The sequence below is a fragment of the Pseudogemmobacter sp. TB195 genome (genome assembly GCF_058313095.1).
Map to the genome: position 1 here is coordinate 39,885 of NZ_JBZEGG010000016.1, position 11,922 is coordinate 51,806.

Here is an 11,922-nt window from a genome sequence, read left to right on the forward strand (position 1 = left end):
GTATCCCGGGGCCTTGCTCTGGTCCGCAGGGGCTTTGAACTCTGACTGGCCCTTGGGATGATCCGCTCCGGTTGCGGGTGGCACGCTCGGGCCCAGGCGCCAACGATCCGGGCCAGATATTCGACGCCAGATCTGTCACGCCGGTTCCCCGACGTAAAAACAGGCTCAGGTAACCCGCGGCACTGGCCTTACTGCGGGTAGGGGCTTTCGCCGCCAAGTGAGCCATTGGTGTGCCCGATCAGCACCTCGCACAGGCAGGTCTCGGTGGTGCAGGCATCGCGGGCGGCGATGAAGGTCTCATCACGCGGTGGGTTGCTGTGATCTGTCTCGGTGCCGGTCGCGTTTTCCAGCGCATAGACCCAGGCCGCGTCATCCAGATTGCCCATCAGCCAGAGCTCCTGCTCATCGTCATAGAGGCTGTCGCACATCAGCTTATGCGCGGGCAGCCTGGCCGGGGTCTCGCAATCGATGTCTGGCGCGATCGGATAGCTTTCGCCAAAGCGCACGAGGCTCTCTTGCAGCGCCCTTATACTGATCCCGCAAATCCCCTGGGCGAGGGCCGGCGAGAGGCTGAGGGCAAAGCCCGCCAGCAGGGCCATGACGGGGGCGGCACGACGTACCGGCAGGGGGCGGTTCCGGAGAGGGGAAGACATTGCGATGCTCCGCTGTTGATCGGGACTGACCCAATGCGACCGGGGCGCTCCGGTCAAGGTCAGGAATAGCACCGGATAATTTCCTACTGTTTTTCATGGGAATACAGGGGGTAATCACTTTCGTGATTCCTTTGCCTGCGACTTTCTGACGCCGGGGCCAGCAACTTTGCCGCGATGCAGAACCGGCATAAATTCTTTTTCGGATGCGGCCACGTCCAAGGCAGCAAAACAAGGGTGATCCCCCTTCGGAAGGGTGGGAAAACCCCGCTCCATCGGTTGACCCCGGGCGGGGGCAGGGGTAAAGCGAACCAATGAGTGCAAGCGGGTCGAAAAAGGGTCCGCAGGCTCGCTGACGCCAGCTGAAGGAGCATCTCGTGGACACGCTTCTCCGAGAGTATCTTCCGATTGTCATTCTGCTCGTGATCGCGGTGGGGCTTGGCCTCGTCCTGATCCTCGCTGCTGCGGTGATCGCAATCCGGAACCCGGACCCTGAAAAGGTCTCGGCCTATGAATGCGGGTTTAACGCATTCGATGACGCCAGGATGAAATTCGATGTCCGGTTCTATCTGGTCTCGATCCTGTTCATCATCTTTGACCTTGAGGTCGCTTTCCTCTTTCCCTGGGCGCTTGCGTTCAGCGAGATCTCGATGACCGCATTCTGGTCGATGATGGTGTTCCTTGGCGTGCTGACCATCGGCTTCGCCTATGAATGGAAGAAGGGAGCTCTCGAATGGGAGTGATGACCGGCGCCAACACGGTGGGGCTGGACCGCGACGGCGATGTCGCGGCCTTCTCGCGTGATCTGCAGGATAAAGGCTTCCTGCTGACCTCGACCGAGGATGTGATCAACTGGGCCCGGATCGGATCTTTGCACTGGATGACCTTTGGTCTGGCCTGCTGCGCGGTCGAGATGATCCAGATGTCGATGCCGCATTACGACGTGGAACGCTTTGGCATGGCGCCGCGCGCCTCGCCCCGGCAGTCGGATCTGATGATCGTGGCCGGCACGCTGACGAACAAGATGGCGCCCGCATTGCGCAAGGTCTATGACCAGATGCCCGAGCCGCGCTATGTCGTGTCGATGGGCAGCTGCGCCAATGGTGGTGGGTACTACCATTACAGCTATTCGGTGGTGCGCGGCTGTGACCGTGTGGTGCCGGTCGATGTCTATGTGCCGGGCTGCCCGCCCACGGCCGAGGCGCTGCTCTATGGCTTGTTGCAATTGCAGCGGAAGATCCGCCGCACCGGCACTCTGGTGAGGTGAACAGGATGTCTGACGCGCTGAACGAACTCGGAGCCACCATCGCCCTGCGCCAGCCCGACGCGGTGCTGTCGCATTCCGTGGCCCATGGAGAGCTGACGCTGCTGGCGACGCCGGCGCATCTTCTTGCGCTGATCGAATATCTTCGGGACGAGGCGACCTGTCGCTTTTCGACGCTGATCGACATCACGGCGGTCGATTATCCGGAACGCCCGGCGCGGTTCGATGTCGTCTACCATTTCCTCTCGATGTACCGGAACCAGCGCATCCGCGTGAAAGTCGCGCTGCGCGAAGAGGAAATGATCCCCTCGCTCACGAGCCTGCATCCAGGTGCCAACTGGTTCGAGCGCGAGACCTTCGACATGTTCGGGATCATCTTCCAGGGCCATCCCGACCTGCGCCGCATCCTCACTGATTACGGTTTCCGTGGCCATCCGCTGCGCAAGGACTTCCCCACCACCGGCTATGTCGAAGTGCGCTATGACGAAGTGCAGAAGCGCGTCGTCTACGAGCCGGTGAAGCTGGTGCAGGAATATCGCCAGTTCGACTTCATGTCCCCCTGGGAAGGCGCGGAATATATCCTTCCGGGCGACCAGAAAGCGGAGGCACCGAAATGATGGACGGCACCGGCAACGGCCTTGGCTCGCAGGATATGCGCCGGAATTTCTATGATGATGGCTCGATGGATATCGAGACCTCGGAACAGCGGATCCGCAATTTCAACATCAACTTCGGCCCGCAGCACCCTGCGGCCCATGGCGTGCTGCGTCTGGTGCTGGAGCTGGATGGCGAGATCGTTGAACGCGCCGATCCGCATATCGGCCTGTTGCATCGCGGCACAGAGAAGCTGATGGAAAGCAGGACCTACCTGCAGAACCTGCCTTATTTCGACCGCCTCGACTATGTGGCGCCGATGAACCAGGAACATGCCTGGTGTCTGGCGATTGAAAAGCTGACCGGCACTGTGGTGCCGCGTCGTGCGAGCCTCATTCGGGTGCTCTATTCGGAAATCGGCCGCATCCTGAACCATCTGATGAACGTCACCACCGGCGCGATGGACGTTGGTGCGCTGACGCCGCCGCTCTGGGGCTTTACCGCGCGCGAGGAACTGATGCAGTTCTATGAGCGCGCCTGCGGCGCCCGTCTGCACGCGGCCTATTTCCGCCCCGGTGGCGTCCACCAGGATCTGCCGCCGAAGCTGATCGACGATATCGAGGCATGGTCGCAGACCTTCCCGAAACTGGTCGATGACCTTGACGGGCTGATCACCGAGAACCGCATCTTCAAACAGCGCACCGTCGATATCGCGACCGTGTCGGAACAGGACGCGCTGGACTGGGGCTTCTCGGGGGTGATGGTGCGCGGATCGGGCCTCGCCTGGGATCTTCGCCGTGCGCAGCCCTATGAATGCTATGACGAATTCACCTTCCAGGTGCCGGTCGGCAAGAATGGCGACTGCTATGACCGCTATCTCTGCCGGATGCTGGAGATGCGGGAATCCGTCAAGATCATCCAGCAGGCCATCGCCAAGCTGCGCGAGCCTGCGGCCCAGACCGATGTGATGGCGCGCGGCAAGCTGTCGCCGCCGAAGCGCGGCGAGATGAAGACCTCGATGGAGGCGCTCATCCACCATTTCAAACTCTATACCGAAGGCTTCCACGTCCCCGCGGGCGAGGTCTATGCCGCGGTCGAGGCGCCCAAGGGCGAATTCGGCGTCTTCCTGGTAGCAGATGGCACGAACAAGCCTTACCGCGCCAAGATCCGCGCGCCGGGCTATGCCCATCTCCAGGCGATGGATTACCTTGGCAAGGGCCACCAGCTGGCCGATGTTTCGGCGATCATCGCGACGATGGATATCGTGTTTGGTGAGGTGGACAGATGATGGCACGTTTCGCGGCGGCTCTTCTGGCCCTTGCTCTGCCGGTCGCGGGCTTTGCCCAGACCGCCGAACTCGGGGAAGAGGCAAAGCAGCTCGCCGCCGCCATCGCGGCAGAGGGCTGTGTGCTGACCCAGGCCAATAATGACGCCGTTCAGAACCGCCTGACCGGGATGAATGACGAGAGCGCCATGGCGGCCTCGGTTCAGCTGATCATCGGCGGTTTCCTTGTGGAAGAGGGGCAGGGCGCCTTCCGCCTCAAGGGGCTTGGCTGCTGATGCTGTACCGTCTTGCCCCCCTTGCCGTGATGCTGCTGGCCGGGCCCGCGCTTCTCCCGGCGTCTGCTCAGGAGGCGCCGCCCGCTGGCACCGACTGGAAGGCGCTTCTGACCGAGACGCTCGAAGCCCATGGCTGCACGATGACCGAAGAAGAAGCGGCGACCCTCTTGCCGCCGCTTGGGTTCAGCGAAGACTGGACTGCCGTGGTCGTCGAAGAAATGCTTGCCGACGGATCGGCGGAGCTGGACGAGAATACCTGGGCCCTGACCGTGAAAACGGAGAAATGCCCCTGATGCTGCTGGTCGGGCTCATCCCTGTTTTGGTCCTGACCCCCTTCTTTGTGCATAGTCCCTTCGGGCTCCTGTACATCAAAGCCGTTTTTTCTTTCGTCGGGATCATCTGACATGCTGCGCCGCCTTTACCACGAGCAACCTGCGAGTTTCGCCTTCACGCCCGCCAACCTGGCCTGGGCCGAGGGGCAGATCAGCAAATATCCCGAAGGGCGCCAGGCCTCGGCGGTCATCCCGCTGTTGTGGCGGGCGCAGGAACAGGAAGGCTGGCTGACCAGGCCCGCAATCGAATATATCGCGACCATGCTGGGTATGGCGAATATCCGCGTGCTTGAGGTCGCGACCTTCTACTTCATGTTCCAGCTGCAACCGGTTGGCTCTGTTGCGAATATCCAGATCTGCGGCACCACGTCCTGCATGATCTGCGGCGCAGAAGAGCTGATCGAGGTGTGCAAAGAGCTGATCGCACCGGCGCCGCATACGGTTTCCGCCGATGGCAAATTCAGCTGGGAAGAAGTCGAATGCCTCGGTGCCTGCGCCAATGCGCCGATGGCGCAGATCGGCAAGGATTACTACGAAGACCTGACGCCCACGGTGCTGCGCGGGCTGATCGCGCGCTTCCGCGATGGTGAAGTGCCGCAGCCCGGCTCGCAAAGCGGCCGCTATTCGTCCGAACCGGTCACCGGCCTGACCTCGCTTGCCGAATACAAGGGCAAGGGCGCAGGCCTCAATGGCTCTGTGCAGCGTGCGGTGGATATCGGCGAGACGGTGAAGCGGATCGACGGCACCGAAGTGGCGCTGAACCTGTCCTGGATCCGCAATCGCGAGGGCGGTGTGGCGCTGGCCGAAAAGCCTGCCGCAAAACCGGCTGCTAAAACGGAGGAGCCGGTGGCGGCAGAGGGCAAACAGCCCGAAGCGCTGCAGGGGCCGCGCGGCGGCGCGGCGGATGACCTCAAGGAAATCGAAGGTATTGGCCCGGTGCTGGAACGGCTTTGCCATGAGCTCGGCTTTTTCCATTTTGACCAGATTGCCGGCTGGAGCGATGACGAAGTCACCTGGGTTGACCACAATCTCAAGGGCTTCAAAGGCCGCGTGACCCGTGACAAATGGGTGGCGCAGGCGAAACTGATTATGGCTGAAGGTCTGGACGCATTCCGCATCCGGGCAAAGACCAACGATTACTGAGGGCGGAGGGCATGACAGGGCCATCGGCACATGACATCAAGCGCGGGCGCCAGGTGCGCCTTGTGGCTGTTGTCATTGCGGCGACGATGATCCTGTGGATGGGCGGGCAATGGCTCGGCGGGCATTTCGGCTGGGAGACGCGGTTTGTCTTCCTCTTCGATCTCGCAGCGATTGCCGGTTTCATCTGGGCTCTGGCCGTGACGTATCAGATCTGGCGCGGGCGCCGGGCGTAAGGAGAGCGAGCGATGCTCAAGGATCAGGACCGCATCTTCACGAACCTCTACGGGATGCATGACCGCTCCCTCAAAGGGGCAATGGCGCGCGGCCATTGGGATGGCACGGCGGATATCATGTCCAAAGGCCGTGACTGGATCGTGGATGAGATGAAGAAGTCGGGCCTGCGCGGGCGCGGCGGTGCGGGCTTCCCGACGGGGATGAAATGGTCCTTCATGCCGAAGGTCTCGGATGGGCGTCCGGCCTATCTGGTGGTCAATGCAGACGAATCCGAGCCTGCGACCTGCAAAGACCGCGAAATCATGCGCCATGATCCGCATACGCTGATCGAAGGCTGTCTGATCGCCGGTTTCGCGATGAATGCGGTTGCCGCCTATATCTATATCCGTGGTGAATATGTCCGCGAGAAAGAGGCGCTGCAGGCCGCGATCGACGAGGCCTATGACGCTGGTCTGATCGGGCGCAATGCCTCGAAATCCGGCTATGATTTCGACGTCTACCTGCATCACGGGGCAGGGGCCTATATCTGTGGCGAGGAAACCGCGCTTCTGGAAAGCCTTGAAGGCCGCAAGGGCATGCCCCGGATGAAGCCGCCTTTCCCGGCGGGGGCGGGTCTTTATGGCTGCCCGACCACGGTGAACAATGTCGAATCCATCGCTGTGGCGCCGACCATCCTGCGCCGTGGCGGCGAATGGTTCGCGGGCTTTGGCCGTCCGAACAATGCGGGCGTGAAGCTTTTCGCGATGTCGGGCCATGTGAACGCGCCCTGCGTGATCGAGGAATCGATGTCGATCCCGATGCGCGAGCTGATCGAGAAACATGGCGGCGGCGTGCGTGGTGGCTGGAAGAACCTGAAAGCGGTGATCCCGGGCGGAGCATCCTGCCCGATCCTGACTGCCGATATGTGCGAAAACGCCATCATGGATTATGATGGTATGCGCGAGCTGAAATCCTCGTTCGGCACCGCCTGTATGATCGTGATGGATCAGTCGACCGACGTGATTAAAGCGATCTGGCGCCTGTCAAAATTCTTCAAACATGAAAGCTGCGGCCAGTGTACGCCGTGCCGCGAAGGCACCGGCTGGATGATGCGGGTCATGGACCGTCTGGTGACCGGCGATGCCGAGGTCGAAGAGATCGACATGCTGTTCGAGGTTACCAAACAGGTTGAAGGTCACACGATCTGCGCCCTTGGCGACGCTGCTGCCTGGCCGATCCAGGGTCTGATCCGCAATTTCCGCGAGGAAATCGAGGACCGTATCAAGGCAAAACGCACCGGCCGCATCTCGGCCGCGCTGGCTGCGGAATAATCATGGCCCTTCGCGCAACCCTCACCATGACGGCGCCCGCCCGCAGCCTTCCGGCTGTGGCGCTGGCGCTTGTCCTGTCGGGCTGCGCGGTGATCCATACGCCGCTGCCGGAAACGGTGACGCCGGGCCGGTATCAGGTCCAGGTCGACGGCCAGACCCTTCAGGGCGAGGTTCGCCCTGGCCCGGAAGGGCTGCAGATCACCGTGGTCGGCGCGCGCCCGATTGGGGGGCAGGAGATCCGGGTGACGACCGCCGGTGGACTGCGCAATGATCAGGGCGCGCTGGCCAAGAAAGCCGCCCGCGCGACCTGTGCGGCCGCAGGCGGCCAGTTCCGCGAAAAAGCCATCGGGAAATATGATCGGGCAGGCGCCTGGGCTTTTGCCGGAGGCTGCGCATGATCACGGGATGTTTCAGCCGGTGCGGATCACGGAAACGGCACGAAGCCGTGCGTTTTGATGCGCCTGTCGCTCTGGCAGAATGGGGCGCCGGTCACGTGACCGGGGCAACCTGTGGAGCATCCGTTATGACATCCGTAAAAATTCTTGCTGTATCGCTGGTGATTGCCGCAAGTGCCGGCGCCGCCGTGGCGCGCACGCCGATCAACCAGGAAGCGCATATCAACAACACATTGCGCCAGGGCTTCATCGCTGATGCGATTGCCGATAACTGCCCGACGATGCGGCCGAGAAAGCTGCGCGCGCTGAACGAGCTGACGAAGCTCAGGGATTATGCGCTGAAACAAGGCTATACGCGCCAGGAAGTCACCGCTTTCGTCGAGAGCAAGACCGAGAAAAAGCGCGGCAAGGCCGAGGCTGCGGCCTGGCTGAAAAAGGCGGGCGCTGAACCGGGCAAGACCCAGGCCTATTGCGCGGTCGGCGAGGCGGAAATCGCGAGAAACAGCCTGATCGGCTATTTGCTGAGGTCGACCAGATGACCCCCCAATTGGCCCATGACAAGGCTCCGCACGCGCTTGACGGTTTTCAACCCGCCGCGTTCAGTTTCGGCGCGTTGCAGCACGATTTCGGCGCATCCGAAATCGCGGATTTTGTGGGTGGGCTGGATCTGGTGAACGGCATGGCCGGACGCGCAGCCGGCTTTGTCTGGTGGCCCGATGACGTGGCGACGGAGCCAGCCCAGGCCGATGGCTATGCGCGGTGGCAGCACCGCAATGAATTTGGAGACAGCGACCAGGCCTTCGGCTGGTCGTATCTGGAAGAGGCCGCGACATGGACAGCCCATGCCTGCGACCGGATCGCGGCGGAGTAGGCGCAGATGTCGAATCTGAAAAAAATCAACATCGACGGGACCGAGCTGGAGATCGACGGCTCGATGACGATCATCCAGGCGGCGGAAGTGGCCGGGATCGAGATCCCGCGTTTCTGCTATCACGAGCGGCTGTCCATCGCGGGCAATTGCCGGATGTGTCTGGTCGAGGTCGTGGGCGGCCCGCCGAAACCGGCGGCCTCCTGTGCGATGCAGGTCAAAGACCTGCGCCCGGGCCCGAATGGCGAGGCGCCGGTCGTCAAAACCAGGTCGCCGATGGTCAAGAAGGCCCGCGAAGGGGTGATGGAGTTCCTCCTGATCAACCATCCGCTGGATTGCCCGATCTGCGACCAGGGCGGCGAATGCGATCTGCAGGACCAGGCCATGGCGTATGGCGTGGATTTCTCGCGCTACCGCGAGCCGAAACGCGCCTCTGACGAGCTGGATCTTGGACCGCTGGTCAAGACCGCGATGACGCGCTGTATCTCCTGCACCCGCTGCGTGCGGTTCACCTCGGAAGTTGCCGGCATCACCCAGATGGGCCAGACCGGGCGGGGCGAAGACAGCGAGATCACCTCCTATCTGAACATGACGCTGGACAGTAACCTTCAGGGCAATATCATCGACCTCTGCCCGGTTGGCGCGCTGACCTCGAAGCCCTACGCTTTCTCGGCCCGCCCCTGGGAACTGACCAAGACCGAGACCATCGACGTGATGGACGCGCTTGGCTCGAATATCCGCGTCGATACCAAAGGCCGCGAAGTGATGCGCATTCTGCCGCGCAACAATGACGCGGTGAATGAGGAATGGATTTCGGACAAGACCCGGTTCATCTGGGACGGTCTGCGCCGCCAGCGCCTCGACACGCCCTATGTGCGGGTGGATGGCAAGCTGCGCAAGGCGACCTGGGGCGAGGCGCTCGAGGCGGCCGCCGTTGCGATGAAGGGCAAGAAGATTGTGGGTCTGGTGGGCGATCTGGCCCCGACCGAAGCGGTTTACAGCCTTAAGAAACTGATCGAAGGCCTTGGCGGCAAAGTGGAATCGCGCACCGATGGCGCGCGTCTGCCGATTGGCAATCGTTCGGCCTATGTCGGCAATGCGACGATCGAAGACATCGACAACGCAAAGATGATCCAGCTGATCGGCACCAATCCGCGTGTCGAAAGCCCGGTTCTCAATGCAAGGATCCGCAAGGCCTGGACCAATGGTGCAACCGTGGGTCTGGTCGGTGAAGCGGTTGATCTGACCTATGACTATGTGCATGTCGGCTCTGACCGTGCGGCGCTGGTCGAGCTGTCGGGCAAAGAGATCTCGGATGCGACCCGCGATGCGCCGTCGATTGTGATCGTCGGTCAGGGCGCGATCAATGAGGCTGATGGCGAGGCGGTTCTGGCCCATGCCATGAAGCTCGCCGAGAATTCGAATTCGAAGCTTTTGATCCTGCATACGGCCGCTGCCCGCGTCGGCGCGCTGGATGTCGGCGCCGTGACTGATGGCGGCATGGCGGAGGCGGTTCTGGGCGCTGAAGTGATCTTCAACCTCGGTGCGGATGAGGTCGAGATCGCGCGTGAAGCGACCGAAGCCGGCGCGGCCCCCTTCGTGATCTATCAGGGCAGCCATGGCGATCGCGGTGCAAACCGCGCCGACATTATCCTGCCGGCAGCTGCTTTCACGGAAGAAAATGGTCTGTTCGTCAATACCGAAGGCCGGCCGCAGCTTGCGTTCCGCGCTGGCTTTGCGCCGGGCGAGGCCCGTGAGAACTGGGCGATCCTGCGCGCGCTGTCGGGTGAGCTGGGCGCAAAACTGCCCTGGGACAGCCTCGCGGGGCTTCGTGCCGCGCTGATCGCCGACCACCCGCATCTGGGTCTGGTCAACGAGGTTGTGGAAAACGAATGGCAGCCGCTGGAGCTCCGGATGCCGGCGCGTGCGGGCTTCCGCAATGCGATCCGCGATTTCTATCTGACCAACCCGATTGCCCGCGCAAGCCAGGTCATGGCCGAGCTTTCCGCCCAGGCCCAGGCCCGGGCCAATGCGCCCCTCGCAGCGGAGTAAGTCAGGCATGCGCCAGCTCTCTGCCCTCACGCTTTTCCCGGTCGCCCTGGCGGCTCTGGGGGCCTGCGCGGGGGATGGAGAGGGGGCGGCCATGCCGGGCAAAAAGGGCTATCTCGGCATTCAGACCGTGCTTCTGGATGGTGATATGGTCAGTTTCCGCGTCGCCATGAAGGGGACGCAGGATGGCAAGGATATCGAGGATTATGCCCGTTGCGCAGCTGCGCAATATGCATTGATCCGGGGCGCCGGTTTCGCCCGCCATGTGCGGACGAATGTTGCAAAATCCGGCGATACGCTAAGGGGTGACTCGGTCTGGCTGGTTTCAGCCGCGCTGCCCCGCGGTGTGAAAACGATTGACGCCGAAGTGACGGTGCAGGATTGCGGCGCATTGAGGATCCCGACGGTCTGAGGGGCAGCCCCCGGACAAAAGGCATAAAGACAGCGGTCCGGAAAACGGACTGAGAGGACGGTAGGAAGATGGACGGATTTTTCTCGACGGGGCTTGGCACGGCGGTCATTCTGATCGCCCAGTGTCTTGCGGTGGTCGCCTTCGTCATGATCTCGCTGATCTTCATGGTCTATGGCGACCGGAAGATCTGGGCGGCGGTGCAGGTGCGGCGCGGCCCCAACGTGGTCGGCCCCTGGGGGATCCTGCAGACCTTTGCCGATGCACTGAAATATGTGCTGAAGGAAATCGTGGTCCCTGCGGGTGTTGACCGCCCGGTCTATTTCCTTGCTCCGATCCTGTCTTTCGTGCTGGCGCTTCTGGCCTTCGCGGTGATCCCGTTCGATTACGGCTGGGTGCTGGCGGATATCAACGTCGCGATCCTCTTTGTCTTCGCCGTCTCCTCGCTTGAGGTCTACGGCGTTATCATGGGCGGCTGGGCGTCGAACTCGAAATACGCGTTTCTTGGCGGTCTGCGCTCTGCTGCGCAGATGATCTCTTACGAGGTTTCGCTGGGCCTGATCATCATCGGTCTGATCATTTCCTCCGGCTCAATGAACATGTCAGACATCGTGCGCGCTCAGGATACCGGCTACGGTCTTCTCGGCTGGTACTGGCTGCCGCATTTCCCGATGCTGGTTCTGTTCTTCGTCTCGTCGCTGGCGGAAACCAACCGTCCGCCCTTCGACCTGCCCGAGGCCGAATCCGAACTCGTCGCCGGCTTCATGGTCGAGTATTCCTCGACGCCGTATCTCCTGTTCATGGCGGGCGAATATATCGCCATCTTCCTGATGTGTGCGCTGATCAGCCTGTTCTTCTTCGGCGGCTGGCTTTCCCCGATCCCCGGCATCGCCGATGGCTGGTGGTGGATGGTTGCCAAGATGTGGATGTGGTTCTTCATGTTCGCGATGGTGAAGGCCATCGTGCCGCGCTACCGCTACGACCAGCTGATGCGGATCGGCTGGAAAGTCTTCCTGCCGCTGTCCCTTGGCTGGGTCGTCCTGGTGGCATTCCTTGCAAAATTCGAAGTGCTTGGCGGCTTCTGGGCCCGCTGGGCGGTTGGGGGCTGAGGCAA

General features: G+C 62.0%; 16 protein-coding genes. 15 read left to right on the forward strand and 1 reads right to left on the reverse strand.

Features of this window, described 5'->3' with window-relative positions:
* Positions 1–188: 188 nt before the first annotated feature.
* Positions 189–653, reverse strand: a complete 465-nt coding sequence (locus AC4FS3_RS16630; RefSeq protein WP_491021483.1) for a hypothetical protein — start codon at positions 651–653, stop codon at positions 189–191.
* Positions 654–1,027: 374 nt separating this feature from the next.
* Between AC4FS3_RS16630 and AC4FS3_RS16635 the strand changes: the two genes are divergently transcribed.
* The 15 genes from AC4FS3_RS16635 to nuoH all read left to right on the forward strand — a co-directional run bounded on the left by AC4FS3_RS16635 (position 1,028) and on the right by nuoH (position 11,917).
* Positions 1,028–1,393 (forward strand): NADH-quinone oxidoreductase subunit A, encoded by a 366-nt coding sequence (locus AC4FS3_RS16635; protein WP_092896257.1) that lies wholly within the window; start codon positions 1,028–1,030, stop codon positions 1,391–1,393.
* Positions 1,384–1,917, forward strand: coding sequence for a NuoB/complex I 20 kDa subunit family protein (locus tag AC4FS3_RS16640; protein ID WP_226934742.1), 534 nt, complete (start codon positions 1,384–1,386; stop codon positions 1,915–1,917). The genes AC4FS3_RS16635 and AC4FS3_RS16640 overlap by 10 nt, the downstream gene beginning before the upstream one ends.
* Positions 1,918–1,922: 5 nt before the next feature.
* On the forward strand, positions 1,923–2,531 hold the full coding sequence (locus AC4FS3_RS16645) for an NADH-quinone oxidoreductase subunit C (protein WP_198837551.1): 609 nt from the start codon (positions 1,923–1,925) through the stop codon (positions 2,529–2,531).
* Complete coding sequence (locus AC4FS3_RS16650) at positions 2,528–3,796, forward strand: NADH-quinone oxidoreductase subunit D (RefSeq protein ID WP_370584809.1); 1,269 nt, start codon at positions 2,528–2,530, stop codon at positions 3,794–3,796. Before AC4FS3_RS16645 ends, AC4FS3_RS16650 begins: the two co-directional genes overlap by 4 nt.
* Complete coding sequence (locus AC4FS3_RS16655; RefSeq protein ID WP_283177388.1) at positions 3,796–4,068, forward strand: hypothetical protein; 273 nt, start codon at positions 3,796–3,798, stop codon at positions 4,066–4,068. The genes AC4FS3_RS16650 and AC4FS3_RS16655 overlap by 1 nt, the downstream gene beginning before the upstream one ends.
* On the forward strand, positions 4,068–4,361 hold the full coding sequence (locus AC4FS3_RS16660; protein WP_491021484.1) for a hypothetical protein: 294 nt from the start codon (positions 4,068–4,070) through the stop codon (positions 4,359–4,361). The genes AC4FS3_RS16655 and AC4FS3_RS16660 overlap by 1 nt, the downstream gene beginning before the upstream one ends.
* 111 nt (positions 4,362–4,472) lie before the next feature.
* Positions 4,473–5,543 (forward strand): NADH-quinone oxidoreductase subunit NuoE, encoded by a 1,071-nt coding sequence (nuoE, locus tag AC4FS3_RS16665; RefSeq protein ID WP_491021485.1) that lies wholly within the window; start codon positions 4,473–4,475, stop codon positions 5,541–5,543.
* An 11-nt stretch (positions 5,544–5,554) separates the two neighbouring features.
* On the forward strand, positions 5,555–5,776 hold the full coding sequence (locus tag AC4FS3_RS16670; protein ID WP_198837547.1) for a DUF5337 domain-containing protein: 222 nt from the start codon (positions 5,555–5,557) through the stop codon (positions 5,774–5,776).
* Positions 5,777–5,788: 12 nt separating this feature from the next.
* Positions 5,789–7,087, forward strand: a complete 1,299-nt coding sequence (nuoF, locus tag AC4FS3_RS16675) for an NADH-quinone oxidoreductase subunit NuoF (protein WP_249496776.1) — start codon at positions 5,789–5,791, stop codon at positions 7,085–7,087.
* Between the two features lie 2 nt (positions 7,088–7,089).
* Positions 7,090–7,485, forward strand: a complete 396-nt coding sequence (locus AC4FS3_RS16680; RefSeq protein WP_491021486.1) for a hypothetical protein — start codon at positions 7,090–7,092, stop codon at positions 7,483–7,485.
* A 125-nt stretch (positions 7,486–7,610) separates the two neighbouring features.
* Positions 7,611–8,021, forward strand: a complete 411-nt coding sequence (locus AC4FS3_RS16685) for a DUF5333 domain-containing protein (protein WP_283177392.1) — start codon at positions 7,611–7,613, stop codon at positions 8,019–8,021.
* Positions 8,018–8,353 carry a hypothetical protein gene (locus AC4FS3_RS16690; RefSeq protein WP_491021487.1) on the forward strand — a complete coding sequence of 112 codons (336 nt, stop codon included), beginning with the start codon at positions 8,018–8,020 and terminating at the stop codon, positions 8,351–8,353. The genes AC4FS3_RS16685 and AC4FS3_RS16690 overlap by 4 nt, the downstream gene beginning before the upstream one ends.
* 6 nt (positions 8,354–8,359) lie before the next feature.
* Positions 8,360–10,402 carry an NADH-quinone oxidoreductase subunit NuoG gene (gene nuoG, locus AC4FS3_RS16695; protein WP_491021488.1) on the forward strand — a complete coding sequence of 681 codons (2,043 nt, stop codon included), beginning with the start codon at positions 8,360–8,362 and terminating at the stop codon, positions 10,400–10,402.
* A 7-nt stretch (positions 10,403–10,409) separates the two neighbouring features.
* Entirely contained in the window at positions 10,410–10,811 is a 402-nt protein-coding gene (locus tag AC4FS3_RS16700; RefSeq protein WP_491021489.1) for a YNQ4 family lipoprotein, read from the forward strand.
* A gap of 68 nt (positions 10,812–10,879) precedes the next feature.
* On the forward strand, positions 10,880–11,917 hold the full coding sequence (nuoH, locus tag AC4FS3_RS16705; RefSeq protein WP_491021490.1) for an NADH-quinone oxidoreductase subunit NuoH: 1,038 nt from the start codon (positions 10,880–10,882) through the stop codon (positions 11,915–11,917).
* Positions 11,918–11,922: the final 5 nt, after the last annotated feature.